Here is an 18,811-nt window from a genome sequence, read left to right on the forward strand (position 1 = left end):
CGGCCGCCACGGGCCGTTACTCCCGGATGCCGGAGATCTTCCCGGTCGCCAGGTCGGAGCGCAGCTTCAGGTACGTGTACGTGGGGTTCTGCGCCGACCCCCAGGTGAGCCGGACCGTCGACCAGGTGTGGCCGGCGCCGCTGTCGCCCCCGGTGACGCGGAAGCCGGCGGGGGTGTTCTGGGCGTGCAGCACCCCGTCGGCGTGGTGGGCCGCCTCCCAGTCGGTCAGCTCCGCGCGCAGGCGGGGCGTGAGGTAGAAGTCCCGCAGCGAGGTGGCCAGCCGGCCGCCGCCCTCGCCGGCGACCGCGTCGATGTAGGCACCGTAGAAGTGGACGACCTGCTCGTACGCCGGGGCCACGAGTCCGCCGCGGGCGGCCGCCACGGCCGGCCCGCCCTGCGGCACGGTGGCGACGGCGGGGACGGTGGCCACGGCGGTCAGGAGCGCGGCAGCGAGCACGGTGCGTCCGATGACGCGCCGGCCGCTGGAGCGCCCGGGGGCGCGGAGTCGGGTCATTGCGGTTCCTGTCTTTCGTGCGGCTCTGTCCTGGGATGCCCATCGTGGGCCGTCCGGCGGCGCGGAATGCGGAGCGCGCCGGGTGCAACCTCCGGATGGCCTCCCGCGTCGTAGGCAGATACACGTGTGTGCGTACAGGTGTCGGGTAGAGGCATGTGCGTTCGATGGAGTGATGGGGCTGCTGGTGACCAGAGGGACCGATAGACACGGCGGGCGCACGGGGCGCGGTGTCCCCTTCCGCCTGCTCGCGCTCGCTCTGACGACCGCCCTCGGGCTCGTCGTCGGCGGCGTGGAGGCGAGCAGCGCCGACGCCGCCTCGGTGTGCGCCGGACGGCCGGCGAAGACGGTCAAGTTCGCGACGGGTGAGCTGCGTGTGTACCGGACCCGCGCCTACGCCTGCGCTACCGCGGTCGCCACCCAACCTGGCAAGCGGCGCCGGATGTCCGTACAGATCCAGCCCCGCGGCGGCCGGCCCGTCGTCGACAGCGGCTCCTTCACCCATCGGGCCGGACCGGTGACCGTCCACGCGCTGAACCGCTGCGTCCGCGCTTCGGGCACGGTCTCCGGGAAGACCGCGACCACGAGCTGGATCCTCTGCTGAGCGGATGACGCGCGGGCACGCCCCTCAACAGGGTCTGGTGGTGCGGGTGTCGCCCCGCTAGGTTCACGAGGTCTGTTGTGAACCAAGGGGAGTGTGTATGCGTAAGGCGCTCAGAGGGTTCCTGTCGCTCGCGGTGCTCATCGGCACGGTGAGTGCGACGGGTGCTTCGGCCGGGGCGGCCACCGCCGCGGAACCGGCCGCGTTGCGTTCCGCGGTCAGTGACAGCGGTACGAGCACGGACATCAAGGACCGCATCCTGGCCATCCCGGGCATGAGTCTCATCGAGGAGAAGCCGGCCGCGGGATACCGCTACTTCGTCCTCGAGTACACCCAGCCGATCGACCACCGGCACCCGTCCAAGGGCACGTTCCAGCAGCGCATCACCCTGCTGCACAAGGACACGGCCCGCCCGACGGTCTTCTACACCGGCGGCTACAACGTCTCCACCAATCCCAGCCGTTCGGAGCCGACCCGGATCATCGACGGCAACCAGGTCTCGCTGGAGTACCGTTTCTTCACCCCGTCGCGCCCGTCTCCCGCCGACTGGTCCAAGCTCGACATCTGGCAGGCCGCCAGCGACCAGCACCGGGTCTTCACCGCGCTGAAGCGGATCTACTCCAAGAACTGGCTGACGACCGGCGGTTCCAAGGGCGGCATGACCGCCACGTACTTCGAGCGCTTCTACCCCAACGACATGGACGGCGTCGTCGCCTACGTCGCGCCCAACGACGTGGTCAACAAGGAGGACTCGGCGTACGACCGGTTCTTCGCGAACGTCGGCACCAAGGAGTGCCGCACCCGGCTGGAGGGCGTACAGCGCGAGGCGCTGGTCCGCCGGAAGCCGATGGAGAAGAAGTACGAGCAGTACGCCGCCGACAACGGCTACACCTTCGCGACCGTCGGCACCCTGGACAAGGCCTACGAGGCCGTGGTCATGGACTACATCTGGGCGTTCTGGCAGTACAGCCTGCTCGCCGACTGCGACTCCATCCCGGCCGACGCCGCGAGCGCCCCCGACCAGGCGATCTGGGACTCGATCGACTCGATCTCCGGCTTCTCCGCCTACGCGGACCAGGGCCTGGCGAACTACACGCCGTACTACTACCAGGCCGGCACCCAGCTCGGCTCGCCCGACATCAAGCAGCCCTGGCTCGGAAAGCTGAGCCGATACGGCTACCAGCCGCCCCGCAATTTCGTGCCGCGCTCCATCCCGATGAAGTTCCAGCCCTCGGTGATGCGTGACGTCGACACGTGGGTGAAGCACCACGCCAGCCACATGCTGTACGTGTACGGGGAGAACGACCCGTGGGGCGCCGAGCGGTTCCGCCTCGGGGCGGGCGCCCGTGACAGCTACGTCTTCACGGTGCCCGGCGGCAACCACGGCTCGAACGTCGCAGGGCTCGCCGCGGCGGAGAACGCGACGGCCACCGCGGCCATCCTGCGCTGGGCGGGCGTCGCCCCGGCCGCCGTCCAGGCGGACCCGGCGCAGGCGAAGCCGCTCGCGAAGTTCGACGCACGGCTCGACAAGAAGGACCTGACGACCGAGCACCGCCTCGGCACCAGGCGCCCGTAAGGGACCGGGAGCGGCCGCTCAGCCCGTAAGGGACCGGGAGCGGCCGCTCAGCCCGTAAGGGGCCCGGAGCGGCCGCTCACTCCTCTTCGGGAGCGAGCGTCTGCTCCGACCAGACGGTCTTGCCCTGGGGGGCGTACCGGGTGCCCCACAGCGTGGCGAGCTGGGAGATGATGAACAGCCCCCGCCCGCTCTCGTCCGCCGCCCCGGCGTACTTCATGTGCGGGGCGGTGGTGCTGCCGTCCCGGATCTCGCAGGTCAGTCCGCGGTCGAGGATGAGGCGCAGCTTCACCGGCGGGCTGCCGTAGCGCACCGCGTTGGTCACCAGTTCGCTGACGATCAGCTCCGTCGCGTAACCGGTGTCGTCGGGGAGGTTCCAGGCGGCCAGCTGTTCGGACACCAGGCGACGCGCGGCACCCGGCGCGGACGGGTCGTGCGGCAGCTCCCAGGCGGCGTACCGCTCCGCGGGCATGGTCCGGGTCCGGGCCAGGAGCAGGACGGAGCCCTGGAGCTCGGGTGCGTCGGGCAGCGCGTGCGCGGCCGCCTCGCACAGCTGCGACAGCGGACGGGCGTCCGGCTGCGCTAGCGCCCCCCGCAGCACACCCGAGGACGGTTCGGCGTAGTCGCGCAGCCCGCTGCTGTAGAGGGCGAGAAGGCTCCCCTCGCGCAGCGGCACCGTGGTCGCGGCCACGGGCTCCCGCTCCTCGACACCCAGGAGCGGCCCCACCGGCACCTGGGCGACGGAGGCGACGCCTTCCGGGTCGACGACGAGCGGGGTGGGATGACCGGCGGAGGCCACGACGCACGTCTCGCTGAACGGGTCGTAGACGGCGTACATGCACGAAGCGGAGAACGGTCTGCGGTGCAGCGGGTCGTCCGCCGGCAACTGGTCGCGCTCCCGCACCAGCATCGCCGCGGTGTCGTAGACGCGTGCGATCAACTCGTCGGGTTCCAGATCGAGCGCGGCGAGGGCCTGGACGACGGTGCGCAGCTGCCCCAGGGCGGTGGCCGCGTGGATACCGTGTTCGCGCACCTCCCCGATCACCAGGGCGGTCCGGGCCCCCGGCAGGGAGATCGTGTCGAACCAGCTGGTGCTGTCACGGCCCGGCAGCACCAGGTGCTCCGTCCGGACGGCGGGCTGCTGCGCCTGCCGCTGCGGAAGCAGGGCCCTGCGGAGCGCGCTGACGACTGTGTACTCGTGCACGTAGCGGCGCGCGTTGTCGATCCCGAGCGCGGCCCGGGAGGCCACCGCCGCCCCGACCGTGATGTCCTCCTCGGTGAACGGCTCGGAGTCGCCGTACCGGTACAGGCTGACCAGTCCGAGGACCGCACCGCGCAGCGTCAGTGGCACCAGCAGCAGCGAGTGCGCACCGGCGGCCCGGATGACGCGCGCCTGTTCCGGGTCGACATCTGCCCAGAGTTCGCCCGTGAGCGGGATGAGGCGTGGCTCCAGGTCGGACAGGGCCTGCTGGTAGGGGGTTCCGTGCGCGACCGAGCGGATGTCCCCCACCTGGCGGGCCGGGTCGGGCAGTCCCTTGTACGCGGCCCGCCGCAGGAGTTCGTCCTGCTTCAGGGGCCCGGGCTGCGGGGCCTCGCCGCGCAGGAGCGCCTCGACGATCTCGACCACGCCGACGTCGGCGTAGGCGGGGACCAGCGTGTCGACGAGCTCGCGGCAGGTGGCCTCGATGTCGAGGGTCGAGCCCACGTTGACGCGCACGGCGGTGAGGATCTCCTCCCGGCGCAGGCGTCTCGTCTCCGCGGTCACGTCCATCATGGACACGGCGAGTCCGAGGACGGCGCCGCCGTCCCCCTCCGGTGCGCCCGCACCGCCTCCCTGTCGCTCCTGGAGCCGGAGCGCCGTGAGGGACAGCGTGCGCCTCTCGCTCGGTGCGGGACGCCGTCCGGTGCCCGGGGCGTCGCCGGGTGCGGCGTTCGGGCGGGCGTGGAACAGCCGGCGGAGCCCCGGCACGCCGGTGTCCAGGACGTCACGCAGGAAGGAGTCCACCGCATCCGGCTCCTCGAAATTGCACAGCTCGGTGAACAGGCGTCCCCGCAGCTCCTCGGCTTCGTCCGGGCCGTCGGCGGGCGGGACGCTCGCGCGCATCACGCGCAGGTCCGGATCGAGTACGCGGAGGGGGAGGTAGGCCTGGGAGAACATCATGTCCAGGAGCGCCTGATCGATGCCTCCCACGCATCCGTCGGACGCCCAGATCCCCCACCCCTCCCCGGCAAGCGGCTGCACCCACAGTCCCGGTGCCGCGTCGTCACGGCCGCGCCGCCGACCGCCGCCCGCCAGGACGTCCGTGACGGGCCGCCCCGTCGCCTTGGCGGCCGGCAGACCGAAGAGCTGCTCGGCGCCACCGCTCCAGCCGGTGACGACGCCGCTGCCGTCCACGACGATCAGGGGGGAATCAGCCATCACGCCAGCTCCTTCGGCCCCCTGGGCGGGGCCCGCGACAGGCGTCCGCGCGCGACCACGGCCACGGCACCAGAATCAGCCCTGCCCCGGCCATCCGCCACCGGAGAGGCCGGGCGGACCGGATGACGGCCCACCCGGCGCCCGGGAAACAGCGCCAGGGGCGGTACGGGCCCGGAACCGCCCGCACCGCCCCCTGAGCCTCACCGCCGGTCAGTCCCCGCGGTCAGTACGTCAGCCCGTAGCCCACCGGGTACAGCACCTGTGACGGATCGTCCGCGCGCTGCACCGGCACCGGGAGCTTCCCCTGCGGCCGCGCCCGGCCCGCGATCACCCGGGCGGCTGCCCGCAGCTCGACATCGGTCCAGGAGTACGAGGCGAGGCTCGCCGCGTGTCCCGTCCCCGCGAGCCGGGCGATGTCGTAAGGGTTGCGGATCGCGAGCGTGATCACCGGAACGCCGGTCGCGGCCAGCTCGCTCACCAGCGTCCGCTGCGAACTGGTCCCCGTGACGTTGTACGTCCCGACGACCACCGCGTCCTTGCCCTGCGCGGCCGCCACCGCCGTGTCGATGGCCGCCCTGGTCGGGGCGGTACCGGTGGACAGGGCCGTGGCCGTGTACCCCAGCTCGCCGAACGCCTGGGCCAGGGTGGTGGTCGGCGGGCCCGTCGTGCCGGACGGCGAGGCCGGATCGGCCCCCACCACCAGCAGGTTCCTGTGCGAGCGACGCGACAGCGGCAGCAGCGCACCGTCGTTGGCCAGCAGCGTGGTGGTGTGCTCCGCGATCCGGTCGGCGGCGGCGAGGTGGGACCGGGTGCCGACGGTACGGTCCACGCCGCGCTCACTGACGAACGGGTCGTCGAACAGCCCCAGCTTCGTCTTCAGCCGCAGGACGCGCAGGATCGATTCGTCGAGGCGGTCCTCGCTGACCTCGCCGCTCTTCACGGCCGCCAGGAGGGCGTTCCAGGAGACGTCCAGGCTCGGCGGGTTGAGCAACTGGTCGACGCCCGCCCGCAGCGCCAGGACCGGCACCCGCTCGTCGCCGTACTTGGTCCGCACGCCCTCCATGCCGAGCGAGTCGGTGACCACGACGCCGTCGTAGCCGAGCTCCTCGCGCAGGATGCCGGTGAGGATGGGCCTGGACAGCGTCGCCGGGTCCTCGGCCGGGTCGAGCGCCGGCACCACGATGTGCGCCGTCATGATCGAGTCGATGCCCGCGGCGATCGCCGCCCGGAACGGCGGCTCGTCCAGTTCGGCCCACTGCTCGCGGGTGTGGCCGATCACCGGCAGGCCGGTGTGGCTGTCGGTGCTGGTGTCGCCGTGCCCCGGGAAGTGCTTGGCCGTGGAGGCGATCCCGGCGCTCTGGTACCCCTTCACCTGGGCCGCGACCATCCCGGCCACGGACTGCGGATCGGAGCCGAAGGACCGCACGCCGATCACCGGGTTGGCCGGATTGACGTTGACGTCCGCGTCCGGCGCGTAGTTCTGCCGGATGCCGATCGCCGCCAGCTCGGCACCCGCGATCTGTCCGGCCCGCCGCGCGTCCGACCGCGAACCGCCCGCGCCCAGCGCCATCGCGCCCGGCATCAGCGTGGCGGGCTCGCCGACCCGGCAGACGATGCCGTGCTCCTGGTCGGTGGAGATGAGGAGCGGCACCGCGTTGGGCCCCGCGAGCCCGGCCCGCTGGATGCCGTTGGAGAGAGCGGCGATCTGGTGCGGGTCACGGGTGTTGTGCGCCCAGGCGAAGTAGATGATGCCGCCCACGTGGTACTTGGCGATCATCTCGGCGGCGGTACGCACCCCGATCTCGGCGAGGTTGGAGTCGATGTCCGCCTGGTCGGGCTCGGTCGCGGAGTGCCCGTAGACCCGCATGACGAAGAGCTGGCCGACCTTCTCCTCCAGGCTCATCCGGGAGATGAGCCGCTTCAGCCGACGGGTGGTGGCGGCGGAGGTGTGGCTGTGGCCGCTGCTTGCGGACCTCGGGGCGGCAACGGCGCCGGGGGCGACTGCCATGCCCGCAGCCGCCGCGACAGCGGTGGCCGCGGTGGCGGTGAGGAGGGTGCGTCTGGAGGTGCGGTCGTGCACGTGAGCTCCTTCGGCCGTACTCGGTGACGAGGGGGTTGAAAGAAACTGCCAAGGATCACGGATATCCAGAAAATAACTTCCGGTCAAGGGTGCGGACCGTTTTGAGCGCGTCCGGCGCGCCCGGGAGCCCCGTCCCCCGGAGCCGGTCGCCGCGACGCCGCGGGGGAACTTCCGGACAGTGCCTGACGCAGCCCCACGCCCTCTCCACGCGCCTGAAGTGCCGAAACGGCCGCCGTGATGGCCGGGCGGCGCGCCGCCTCCGTACGCCACAGTGCGTACAGCCGCCGCACCGGTACGGGATCGATCCGCACCGCGACCACCCCGTCCGGCAGCGGTCCGCGCCCCAGGCGGGGGATCATCGCCACCCCGAGTCCGGCGGCGAGCAGGGCGAGTTGGGTGTGGTTCTCCTCGGCCTGGTGGCGGATGTCCGGCTCGTACCCCGCCGTGCGCAGCGTCCGTACGAGCCAGTCGTGGCAGACCGTCCCCGGCGGCTGGCAGATCCACCGCTCCTTCGCCAGTTCCTCACGCCGCACCCCGTCCCGGCCCGCCAGCCGGTGGCCCGCGGGCACCAGCAGGTCGCACCGGTCGTCCCCGATCACCGCCTGCGCCACGCCCTCCGGGGCGGGCAGCGGGGCGATGTCCCAGTCGTGCGCGACGGCCAGGTCGATCACCCCCTTGGCCACCAGGTCCACCGAAAGGTGCGGGTCGACCTCGGTCAGCCGCACGTCGAGCTCCGGATGCTCACGGTCCAGCTCCGCCAGCACCCCCGGCAGCAGCCCGCGCGCCGCCGAGGCGAACGCGCCGATCGACAGCCGGCCCGTCGGCAGCCCCCGGCGCTCCTCCAGCGAGGTCTCGGCCCGCTCCACGATCGCCAGCAACTCCCGGGCGGCTGAGACCAGGTGGACGGCCTCCTCGGTCAGCGCGACCCCGCGGCCGCGGCGTTCCAGCAGCGTCGTGCGGGTCTCCCGCTCCAGCTTGGTGATCTGTTGCGAGACCGCTGACGGGGTGTAGCCGAGCGCGGCCGCCGCATGCGCGACGGAGCCGTGGACCGAGATGGCGTGCAGGGCGCGCAGCCGGGCGAGATCGAGCACCGTGGCCTCCGGGGTTCCGTCGTCGGGTCGTGAGCGATTCATTAGCAACGCTCAATCTAACCCTGAAGAAATCCGTGCTGGTGCTACATGGTCCGCGCACGCGATCCTCGGTGCATGCGTCCCCTCCACATCGCCCTGGCCGTCCTGGTGACCGCCCTCTGGGGCGTCAACTTCGTCGTCATCGAGATCGGTCTCGACCACTTCCCGCCGCTGCTCTTCTCCGCCCTGCGCTTCCTCGTCGCGGCCCTGCCCGCGGTGTTCTTCGTCGGCAGGCCGAAGGTCGCGTGGAAGTGGATCGTGGGGGTGGGGCTGGCCCTGGGCGTGGCCAAGTTCGGCCTGCTCTTCATCGGGATGGACCGGGGGATGGGCGCCGGGCTCTCGTCCCTGGTCCTTCAGGTGCAGGCGGTCTTCACCGCGCTCTTCGCCGCCCTCCTGCTGGGTGAGCGACCGGGGAGGAGAAAGTTGCTGGGTATGGCGGTGGCGCTCTCCGGCATCGGTGTGGCCGCCGTCGACGAGGGAGCGAGCGGGCCCGTGCTCGCGTTCGTCCTGGTGATCGCCGCGGCGGCCTGCTGGGGTGTGTCGAACGTCCTCACCCGCAGGGCCGCCCCGCCCGACTCCCTCAACTTCATGGTGTGGGTCTCGACCGTGCCCGCCCTGCCGCTGCTCGGACTCTCATTGCTCTTCGAGGGCTGGGACCGCGACCGGGACGCGCTCGCCGCGCTCGACTGGAGCGGCGCCGGAATCATCGTCTACGTCGCCTGGGTCGTCACGATCTTCGGCTTCGGGGCCTGGGGCTTCCTGCTCAGCCGCTACCAGGCGTCATCCGTGGCGCCGTTCACCCTGCTCGTACCGGTCTTCGGTATGTCGTCCGCCGCGCTGCTGCTCGGCGAATCGGTGAGCCCGCTGCGGTGGTGCGCGGGGGCGCTGCTGGTGGGCGGGGTGGCCCTGACCTCGCTGACGGGGGCGCGGCGGGCCCGGGCCGCGGCTCCGGACGCTCCGGAGCCGGCCCCCGTGCCCTAAGGGCTGTCCCGTAATCCCTGGCGGGCGCACGACGACAGCTACGGCACCTCTCCCCCGTAGCCTCAACGGCACGGGGGGACCCCCTCCGTTGTCGGAACGCCCGAATACATCCAGTATGCGGACGCCCCTCCGCCTTGCGATGCACCGCATCTGACGCCGCGCGCTGATCCACCAGGGATTACGGGACAGCCCTTAGGGCGGCGCTGCGTCCGAGGCGAGCCCTACTCCTTCGGATCCCCCAGCCGCAACAGGTGCTCGCGCCCCGCGCTCAGCATCCCCGGCAGCTCCGCCGCCTGCGGGTACCAGCGCTTCTCGTACTCCCAGCAGACCCAGGTGTCCGCGTCCAGCGTGTCCAGGCACGCCCGCAGCGGCAGCACCCCCGCGCCCAGCGCCACCGGCGTGGTGTCCTCGGCCGAGGCGATGTCCTTCACCTGTACGTAGCCCAGGTGCGGGGCCAGCACCGCATGGCTCGCCACCGGCTCCTCGCCCGCCAGCCAGGTGTGCATGACGTCCCACAGGGCGCCGATGCTTCTGTGCCCCACCGTCCCGGCCACCCGGGCCGCGTCGACCCCCGCGCGGTGCGAGTCATGGGTCTCCAGCAGGACGCGTACGCCCATGTCCGCGGCGTACGGCGCGGCGGCTGCCAGCCTGCGGGCGGCGGCCGCGTCGGCCGTGGCGGGGTCCTGGTCGCCGCCGCCAGGGAAGACCCGGACGTATCGAGCGCCCAGGTCCCGGGCCAGCTCGATCAGCCCGGCGAGCTCGTCCAGCACCGGCTGGTCGTCCCCTTCGGCAGCGACCCGCACATAACCGGCAGCGGTCAGGATCTCGACCCCGCCCCGCTTGAACTCATCGGCCACAGCGGCCCGTTCGGCCTTCGAGAGCCCGGGGTGCACCGGCTCCTCGGGGTGGGCGCGCAGCTCCACCCCCTGGTAGCCGTTCTCGGCGGCCAGCCGGACGACCTCGGCCATCGGCAGCCCCGGAACCCCGAGGGTGGAGAAAGCGAGCTTCACGTGCGTGTCCCTTCCGTCGCGGTTCGTACCCCTGCACCGTACGGATCGTCCGTCGCGGTTCATGTCCCCGCACCGTACGGACCGGGGCACGTCCGGCGCCTACCCGGTCCCGGCGGCGCGACTCACCCCCGGGGCGGAGCCGTCGACCCGCGCACCATGAGTTCCGCGGAGATCGTCGCGATGCCGCCCGGCGGCGGGGCGTCCTTGCCGGTCGCCAGCCGGCCCGCGCGCGCCCCCGCCTCGACGAGCGGCAGCCGCACGGTCGTCAGGGCCGGGACCACGTCCACCGAGAACGGCAGGTCGTCGAAGCCGGCCACCGAGATGTCCTCGGGGATGCGCAGTCCGCGGTCGCGGATCGCCGCGGCCGCGCCCAGGGCGACCGTGTCGTTCGCCGCGACGACGGCGGTGATCCCCGGTTCGCGGCGCAGGAGTTCGACCGTGGCGTCGTAGCCGGAGCGCCGGTCGTAGGAGCCGTGCACGGTGAGCCGCTCCTCGTCGCCCACGATCCCCGCTGCCTTCATCGCGTCGCGGTGGCCCTCCAGCCGGTGGCGGGTCGTGGTCCGCTCCACCGGGCCCGCGACATAGCCGATGTCGCGGTGGCCCAGCGAGAGCAGGTGCTCGGTGAGGCGCCGGCCGCCGCCCCGGTTGTCGAAGGCCAGCGCGGCCACCACGGAGGCGTTGTCCGGCAGCGGGGGCCGCCCGCACAGAACCACCCGGGTCCCCGCGTCCGCGAGCCTCGCCAGCTTCGCGGACATCGCGGCCTGGTGGGCCGGGTCCTCGACCGCGCCGCCGGTGAGGACGACGGCGGCGGCGCGCTGGCGCTGGAGCAGGGTGAGGTAGGTGAGTTCGCGTTCCGGGGTGCCGCCGGTGTTGCAGACGATCGCGAGCTTCTCGCCGCCCGCCCGGCCCGATCCGTCGCCCGGACCGCCGATCTCCGTCTGGGCCGCGCCCGCCATGATTCCGAAGAACGGGTCGGCGATGTCGTTGACCAGAATCCCGATCAGGTCGGACGTGGCCGCCGCCAGGGAGCTCGCGGGCCCGTTGAGTACGTAGTCCAGGTCGTCCACCGCACGCAGGACCCGCTCCCGGGTGGACGCCGCCACCGGGTAGTTGCCGTTCAGCACGCGGGAGACGGTGGCCGGGGACACCCGGGCGCGAGCCGCCACGTCCGCCAGGGTGACTGTCATCGCAATTCCTCCGAGGAGTGATGAGGGGGAGTGGACTGAGAGGGTCCGGCAATTGGGGGGCGGCGTCGCGGGGCCGGTCACGCGCATCTGCGGCGTTGTCGTCAATCACCAGGGCTCCGCCATGGCTCAATCCTCCGCCTTGCAGCTGCACGCACCCGGCCCCGCTCCTTCACCCACCCCCAATTGTCGGACCCTCTAAACCAATCAGCGCGCCCCCTCTTGTCCAGGCCGCTGTCGGCAGGCTAGCGTCATACCGTATAGAAAGCGCTTGCTACGGCTGCATGGAGGAACTTTCGTGACACGCAGGACAGTGCGCATCGCCATGAACGGCGTCACGGGTCGCATGGGATACCGACAGCACCTGGTGCGCTCGGTCCTCGCGATCCGCGAGCAGGGCGGCCTGGATCTCGGCAACGGCGACGTGCTGTGGCCCGAGCCGGTCCTCGTCGGCCGCCGCGCCCACGCGCTGGAGGCACTCGCCGAGCAGCACGGCCTGACCGAGTGGTCGACCGACCTCGACGCGGTCCTCGCCGACGACACCATCGACATCTACTTCGACGCGCAGGTCACCTCGGCCCGCGTCGAGGCGATCAAGAAGGCCATCGCGGCGGGCAAGCACATCTACACCGAGAAGCCCACCGCCACCGACGTCGAGGGCGCCCTCGACCTCGCCCGCCTCGCCCGCGACGCCGGCATCAAGCACGGTGTCGTCCAGGACAAGATCTTCCTGCCGGGCCTGCTGAAGCTGAAGCGCCTCATCGACGGCGGCTTCTTCGGCGAGATCCTCTCCGTGCGCGGCGAGTTCGGCTACTGGGTCTTCGAGGGGGACTGGCAGGAGGCCCAGCGCCCCTCCTGGAACTACCGCGCCGAGGACGGCGGCGGCATCGTCGTCGACATGTTCCCGCACTGGGAGTACGTGCTCCACGAGCTGTTCGGCCGGGTCACCACCGTCCAGGCGCACGTCCAGACGCACGTTCCCGAGCGCTGGGACGAGCACGGCAAGCCGTACGCCGCGACCGCGGACGACGCCGCGTACGGCATCTTCCAGCTGGAGGGCGGCGCCGTCGCCCAGATCAACTCCTCCTGGACGGTCCGCGTCAACCGCGACGAGCTCGTCGAGTTCCAGGTCGACGGCACCCACGGCTCCGCCGTCGCCGGCCTGCGCAACTGCCGCGTCCAGCACCGCTCGGCGACCCCCAAGCCGGTCTGGAACCCCGACCTCCCGGTCACCGAGTCCTTCCGCGACCAGTGGCAGGAAGTCCCCGACAACGCGGTCTTCGACAACGGCTTCAAGGCCCAGTGGGAGCTGTTCCTCCGGCACATCGTGCTCGACGAGCCGTACGCCTGGGACCTGATGGCCGGCGCCCGCGGCGTCCAGCTCGCCGAACTCGGCCTCAAGTCCTCCGCCGAGGGCCGCCGCTTCGACGTACCGGAGCTGACCCTGTGACCAGCCACCTCCCCCAGGGATCACCGGAGTTGTCACCGTGACCATTCACCTCCCGCAGGGCCCGTACGAGCCCCGCACCGCCCCGCTCGACCTCCCAGCGGGCGGAGCGCCCCTGGCCTCCCGCACGGTCTTCTCCGCCGCCCATGTGGTGGCCGACCCGTACGCCGACGTCAGCCCCGACGCACCGGCCGCCGTCGACTGGGACTCCACCCTCGCCTTCCGCCGCCACCTCTGGTCGCACGGTCTGGGCGTCGCCGAGGCCATGGACACCGCCCAGCGCGGCATGGGCCTGGACTGGGCAGGAGCCGCCGAGCTGATCCGCCGCTCGGCCGCCGAGGCCAAGTCCGTCGACGGACGCATCGCCTGCGGCGTCGGCACCGACCAGCTCCCCGCCGGCCCGGCCACGCTCGCCGAGGTGCGTTCCGCGTACGAGGAGCAGCTCGCCCTCGTCGAGGAGAGCGGCGCCCAGGCCATCCTGATGGCCTCGCGCGCCCTCGCCGCCGCGGCGAAGAGCCCGCAGGACTACCTGGAGACGTACGCGCACCTCCTGCGCCAGGCCACCGAACCGGTCGTCCTGCACTGGCTGGGCCCGATGTTCGACCCGGCACTGGACGGCTACTGGGGCTCCACCGACCTGGACGCGGCCACCGACACCTTCCTCCAGGTCATCGCCGAACACCCCGACAAGGTCGACGGCATCAAGATGTCCCTCCTCGACGCGGAGCGCGAGATCGACGTCCGCCGCCGGCTGCCCTCCGGTGTCCGCTGCTACACGGGGGACGACTTCAACTACCCCGAACTGATCGCCGGCGACGACCGCGGCTTCAGCCACGCCCTGCTCGGCATCTTCGACCCGCTCGGCCCGCTGGCGGCGCACGCGGTACGGGTCCTGGACACGGGGGACACCAAGGGGTTCCGCGAACTCCTGGACCCCACGGTCGAGTTGTCCCGCCACCTCTTCCAGGCTCCGACCCGCTACTACAAGACGGGTGTCGTGTTCCTCGCCTGGCTGGCCGGTCACCAGGACCACTTCACGATGGTGGGCGGACTGCAGTCGGCCCGCTCCCTGCCGCACCTGTCCAAGGCGTACGAACTCGCCGACCGCCTCGGCCTGTTCCCCGACCCGGGCCTGGCCGAGTCCCGGATGCGCGCGCTCCTCACGGTCAACGGAGGCCCCCGATGAGCGACGGCCGTCTCTCCATCAACCAGGAGACCATCAAGCAGTGGTCGCTGCCCGAACTCGCCGAGGGCTGCGTGAAGGCGGGCATCGACAAGGTCGGCCTGTGGCGGGCCCCGGTACAGGAGTACGGCGTGGAGGCGACGGCCCGTCTCCTCTCCGACGCGGGCCTGTCCGTCACGAGCCTCTGCCGGGGCGGCTTCTTCACCGCCCTCGACCCGGCCGAGCGGGCCCGCGCCCTGGACGACAACCGCGCGGCACTCGACGAGGCGGCGGGCCTGTCCACGGACACCCTGGTCCTGGTCTCGGGCGGCCTCCCGGAGGGCAGCAAGGACCTGTACGGCGCCCGCGAGCGCATCGCCGACGCCCTGGCCGAACTGGCCCCGTACGCGGCCGAACGCGGCGTACGCCTGGCCATCGAACCGCTGCACCCGATGTTCGCCTCGGACCGCTGCGTGGTCTCCACCCTGTCCCAGGCCCTGGACATCGCGGAACGCTTCCCGGCCGACCAGGTGGGCGTGGTCGTCGACACGTACCACCTCTGGTGGGACGACCAGGCACCCGCCCAGATCGCCCGTGCGGGCGCGGCAGGCCGGATCCACTCCTTCCAGCTCGCCGACTGGATCACCCCGCTCCCGGCGGGCGTCCTGCTGGGCCGCGGCCAACTCGGTGACGGCAGCGTGGACTTCCGCGCCTTCCGCACGGCGGTGGAGGCCACCGGCTTCGACGGCCCCATCGAGGTGGAGATCTTCAACGAGGACCTGTGGGCACGCGACGGCGCGGAGGCGCTGGCGGAGGTCGCGGCCCGGTACGCGGAGCACGCCTGCTGAACCCGTACATCGGGCCGTCCCCGCCTCCGGGCAAAAAGATCGCCCCGGCGTGCAACCCTTCCGTGCCCTGCCGTGTCGTATCTGTAGTCAGGAGCTTCCGGGGAGGGGTCCGGGGGGATCGGGAGGCCCTGACAGGGGGAGAGCGAGAGGGGTCCGGTCAGAAGACCGGGCCCCGTTTCGCTGTCCAGTCGAACAAGATGGCTGAACCATGGCCCGGCCCACTTCACTCCTCGTAAGCTCGATCATCTTGACGGCGCGTACCAGCGGGGTGGGAACAGCGTGGACGACAGACTTCGGGACCTGGCCAAGGCATCACCGAACTTCGGGGTGCTGTATCAACACCAGGCACTACTCGCCCTGTACGGCGCCCAGGCCGAACTCAACGTCTTCAGCAATCCGAACGCCGCCCAGGTCCAGGCCGGCCAGTTCGGCGAGGTCCTGGCCGAGGACCTCGTCACGCGTACGGGCATCCGGGTGGCGGGCACCCGCCAGATCGACCGGCTGCGAGCGCTCACTGACATCGGCGCACTCACCCCGGCCGTGCACGACGCCTTCGACCGGCTCCGCCGCGACCGCAACGAGGCCGCCCACGCCCACCTCTTCGACACCACTCGGGCCCTTGAGGCCGTGCGGCTCTGCTACGAGCTCGGCGTCTTCTACCACCGCGCCCTGACCGGCAAGCGCACGGTCACCGCCTTCGTGCCGCCCGCCATGCCGGTACTCACGGACCCGGCCGAGGTCGCCGAGCTGCGCCAGGCGCTCGACGGTCACCGCGACGCACTGGCCCAGTCCCGGGTCAAGCTGAGCGAGTCCACCGGCCGCCTCGAAGCCGAGCGCCGGGCCCGTTCCGAGGCCGAAGCGCTGATGGTCAGCGCTCAGCAGGCCAAGGCGGCGCTCGCCGCCCGGCTCGTGGACATGGAAGCCGAGATCCTCAGCCTGCGGTCCGCGCAGCAGGCCCAGTACGAGACCGCCCGCAAGCAGCCGCGCCGGGTGGACGTCGCCGCCCGCCAGGCCATCGTGCACCGCGCGCAGCGCCCGGCCCCGCTCAACGAGGTCCAGGCCCGTACCAGGATCGACGCGATGCTCGCCGACGCGGGCTGGCAGGTCCAGGACCGTGCCGACCTGAACCCCCTCGCCGGACGCGGCGTCGCTGTACGGGAGTTCACCCTGGCGACCGGACGCGCGGACTACGTGCTGTACGTGGACGGCAAGATCGTCGGTGTCATCGAGGCCAAGCGCGAGGGGGACCACCTCTCCAGCGCCCTGGCCCAGAACGAGCGCTATGCCAAGGGCGTGCTGAAGGAGTACAGTCTCGCCGTCTGGCGGGAGTCCGAGCCCTTCGCCTTCCGGTACGCCACGACCGGGACCGAGACCTACTTCGTCAACCGCCTCGACCCCGAGCCCCGGTCCCGCGAGGTGTTCTCCTTCCACCGCCCCGAGACCGTCGCCGCGTGGATGGAGCGCGCGGAGGACCGCAGGGCGCCGACCTTCCGGGCCGGCCTGCGCCGGATGCCGAAGCTGGAGCCGTACGGTCTGCGGCTGGCGCAGATCGACGCCATCAGCGGCCTGGAGCAGTCCCTCGCCCAGGACAAACCGCGTGCTCTGATCCACATGGCGACCGGTGCGGGAAAGACCTTCACGGCCGTCACCGAGACGTACCGCCTGCTGCGCCACACCGGCGCCCGCCGGGTCCTCTTCCTCGTCGACCGCAACAACCTCGGCCGCCAGGCACTGTCGGAGTTCCGCAACTACACGACCCCCGACGACGGCCGGAAGTTCGCCGACCTCTACAACGTCGACCGACTGGGCGCGGCGGGCCTCCAGGACACCTCGTCGGTCGTCATCTGCACGATCCAGAAGATGTACTCCCTGCTCAAGGGCGAGCAGCTGACGGACGACGACGCCCGCGACGACGCCACGGACGCGAACCAGGACGCGCCGCCCGTCGATGCCACGGCGGACGACCCCGAGATGAACTACGCGACCGACAGCCCCATCGAGGTCGAGTACCAGCCCGACGTGCCTCCGGAGTCCTTCGACCTGATCGTCGTGGACGAGTGCCACCGCTCGATCTACGGCCTGTGGCGGGGTGTCCTGGACTACTTCGACGCCCACCTGGTCGGCCTCACCGCCACCCCGACCGCACAGACCCGGGGCTTCTTCGACCAGAACACCGTCTCCGAGTACACGTACGAGCAGGCCGTCGCCGACGGGGTCAACGTCGACTTCGACATCGTCCGTGTCAACACGGACCTCCGGGAGCAGGGCGGTGCGAAGATCGAGGCCGGCACGACGGTCCGGATCAAGGACCGCAAGACCAGGGCCCAGCGGTACGTGGAACTCGACGACGACCTCACGTACACCACCGGCCAGATCGGCCGCTCGGTGATCACCGTCGACGAGATCCGAGCCGTACTCACGACGTACAGGAACAACTGGCAGCGCTGGTTCCCCGGTCGCAAGGACCTGCCCAAGACGCTCATCTTCGCGGTCGGCGAGGACCACGCGGAGGACGTGCTCAAGCAGGTCAAGGAGGTCTTCGGCCGTGGGGACGACTTCGCAAAGAAGATCACGTACAAGAGCCGTCAGAACGGCGACAACCCCGACGAGCTGATCAACGACCTCCGCAACTCACCCCGGATGCGGGTCGCTGTCACAGTCGACATGATCGCCACCGGTACGGACGTCCGGGCCCTGGAATGCGTGATCTTCCTGCGGTCGGTGCGCAGCGCGGTTCTCTTCGAGCAGATGAAAGGGCGGGGTGCCCGCACCATCGACGCGACGGAGCTCCGCGAGGTCACCCCGGACGCCGACGACGACGTGACGAAGGACCGCTTCGTCCTGATCGACGCGGCAGGTGTCACCACCTCCCCGCTGGTCGACGCCCGCCCCATGATCCCGGCGACGGGCGCACAGGTGTCGCTGGCCAAGCTGCTCGACAAGACGGGCACGAAGTCGATCAGCGCGGAGGAGGCGGAGGTCCTCCAGCGACGCCTGTCCCGCCTGAGCCAGCAGCTCAAGGACGAGGAGCGCGACCTCCTGGCCAACACGGCGGGCGGGGCGACGCTCTCCGAGATCGCCCGCGGGATCGTCGACGCGGTGGACGTGGACGCGCAGGACGCGGCGAGGCGGCATGGCGGCCCGGGAGCGGCCCGCAAGCTGGTCGAGGACGCGGTGGCCGTCCTCACCGGCAACCCGGAGCTGCGCCGCCAGATCCTGGAGATCCGCCGCGACAAGGACCTGACGTACGACGAGACGACGGCCGTCACGGTGACGGATGTGGAGGAGGTCCCGCGCGAGGAGCGCGCCCGCGAGAACCTGGAGGAGTGGGGCGACCTGCTCAAGAAGCAGCGCGACCGCAACGCGGCGATCCAGGTCGCCCTGGGTAGCGGAACCCCGGCCTCGCCGAGCGAAGCCCGTGCCGCGCTCCAGGAACTGGCCGCCACGATCCGGGCCTCCCGACGGTCCTGGACGCCCAAGGTCCTCTGGGGCTTCCACGAGGACCTGAACCAGGCGGCGGCCCGCCCGGGGCGTGAGGCCGGAATCCCTGACCTGATCAGCCTGATCCGCTACGAGCTCGGCGCGGACAGCGAGCTGCGCCCGTACCGTACGGTGGTCGAGGAGCGCTTCGAGGGCTGGCTGCTACGGCAGCGACAGGCGGGCGTCGAGTTCACGGACGAGCAGCTGTGGTGGCTGGAACGGATTCGGAACGTCGTCGCCAGCGATGTCGGCATAGAGCCGGCGGAACTCGCCCACGAACCGTTCACGGAGCGCGGCAAGGGGCGCGGCTTCATGATGGCGTTCGGTGGGAAAGAGCCGGCGCTGGAACTGCTGACTGAACTGAATCGGGAACTGGCTTGAGCGA

At 71.6% G+C, this 18,811-nt stretch carries 13 protein-coding genes; 7 read left to right on the forward strand and 6 right to left on the reverse strand.

From position 1 onward, the window contains the following. Positions 1-16: 16 nt before the first annotated feature. On the reverse strand, positions 17-514 hold the full coding sequence (locus ACFYPA_RS10650; RefSeq protein WP_359320432.1) for a hypothetical protein: 498 nt from the start codon (positions 512-514) through the stop codon (positions 17-19). 184 nt (positions 515-698) lie between these two features. Between ACFYPA_RS10650 and ACFYPA_RS10655 the strand changes: the two genes are divergently transcribed. Both ACFYPA_RS10655 and ACFYPA_RS10660 read left to right on the forward strand, forming a co-directional pair. Next, entirely contained in the window at positions 699-1,115 is a 417-nt protein-coding gene (locus ACFYPA_RS10655) for a hypothetical protein (RefSeq protein WP_359086890.1), read from the forward strand. A 97-nt stretch (positions 1,116-1,212) separates the two neighbouring features. Further along, on the forward strand, positions 1,213-2,688 hold the full coding sequence (locus ACFYPA_RS10660; RefSeq protein WP_359086889.1) for a S28 family serine protease: 1,476 nt from the start codon (positions 1,213-1,215) through the stop codon (positions 2,686-2,688). Between the two features lie 76 nt (positions 2,689-2,764). Here the strand turns inward: ACFYPA_RS10660 and ACFYPA_RS10665 are convergent, their stop codons facing one another. The 3 genes from ACFYPA_RS10665 to ACFYPA_RS10675 form a co-directional block, all read right to left on the reverse strand. Then, a complete protein-coding gene (locus ACFYPA_RS10665) occupies positions 2,765-5,104 on the reverse strand; it encodes a SpoIIE family protein phosphatase (protein ID WP_359320435.1) in 2,340 nt (779 codons plus the stop codon). Between the two features lie 223 nt (positions 5,105-5,327). Continuing rightward, a complete protein-coding gene (locus ACFYPA_RS10670) occupies positions 5,328-7,184 on the reverse strand; it encodes a glycoside hydrolase family 3 protein (RefSeq protein ID WP_359320438.1) in 1,857 nt (618 codons plus the stop codon). 83 nt (positions 7,185-7,267) lie between these two features. Further along, positions 7,268-8,275, reverse strand: a complete 1,008-nt coding sequence (locus tag ACFYPA_RS10675; RefSeq protein ID WP_359320496.1) for a LysR substrate-binding domain-containing protein — start codon at positions 8,273-8,275, stop codon at positions 7,268-7,270. 114 nt (positions 8,276-8,389) lie between these two features. On the opposite strand from ACFYPA_RS10675, the gene ACFYPA_RS10680 reads away from it, so the two are divergent. Then, positions 8,390-9,295 (forward strand): EamA family transporter, encoded by a 906-nt coding sequence (locus ACFYPA_RS10680; RefSeq protein ID WP_359320441.1) that lies wholly within the window; start codon positions 8,390-8,392, stop codon positions 9,293-9,295. A 221-nt stretch (positions 9,296-9,516) separates the two neighbouring features. Here the strand turns inward: ACFYPA_RS10680 and ACFYPA_RS10685 are convergent, their stop codons facing one another. Together ACFYPA_RS10685 and ACFYPA_RS10690 are read right to left on the reverse strand one after the other, a co-directional pair. Next, positions 9,517-10,305, reverse strand: coding sequence for a sugar phosphate isomerase/epimerase family protein (locus ACFYPA_RS10685; RefSeq protein WP_359087020.1), 789 nt, complete (start codon positions 10,303-10,305; stop codon positions 9,517-9,519). A gap of 122 nt (positions 10,306-10,427) precedes the next feature. Then, the gene (locus ACFYPA_RS10690; protein WP_359087019.1) at positions 10,428-11,492 is read right to left on the reverse strand and encodes a LacI family DNA-binding transcriptional regulator; all 1,065 of its coding nucleotides are present in this window, start codon (positions 11,490-11,492) and stop codon (positions 10,428-10,430) included. Between the two features lie 295 nt (positions 11,493-11,787). Between ACFYPA_RS10690 and ACFYPA_RS10695 the strand changes: the two genes are divergently transcribed. From ACFYPA_RS10695 to ACFYPA_RS10710, 4 genes are all read left to right on the forward strand, one after another. Next, complete coding sequence (locus ACFYPA_RS10695; RefSeq protein WP_326662089.1) at positions 11,788-12,939, forward strand: Gfo/Idh/MocA family oxidoreductase; 1,152 nt, start codon at positions 11,788-11,790, stop codon at positions 12,937-12,939. Between the two features lie 37 nt (positions 12,940-12,976). Next, the gene (locus ACFYPA_RS10700; RefSeq protein ID WP_359320445.1) at positions 12,977-14,122 is read left to right on the forward strand and encodes a dihydrodipicolinate synthase family protein; all 1,146 of its coding nucleotides are present in this window, start codon (positions 12,977-12,979) and stop codon (positions 14,120-14,122) included. Next, positions 14,119-14,946: a sugar phosphate isomerase/epimerase family protein gene (locus tag ACFYPA_RS10705; RefSeq protein ID WP_359320447.1), complete on the forward strand. Its 828-nt coding sequence runs from the start codon at positions 14,119-14,121 to the stop codon at positions 14,944-14,946. Before ACFYPA_RS10700 ends, ACFYPA_RS10705 begins: the two co-directional genes overlap by 4 nt. 279 nt (positions 14,947-15,225) lie before the next feature. Further along, entirely contained in the window at positions 15,226-18,807 is a 3,582-nt protein-coding gene (locus tag ACFYPA_RS10710; protein ID WP_389131110.1) for a DEAD/DEAH box helicase family protein, read from the forward strand. Positions 18,808-18,811: the final 4 nt, after the last annotated feature.

It is taken from the genome of Streptomyces sp. NPDC005775 (genome assembly GCF_042871565.1).
Classification (GTDB): Bacteria; Actinomycetota; Actinomycetes; order Streptomycetales; family Streptomycetaceae; genus Streptomyces.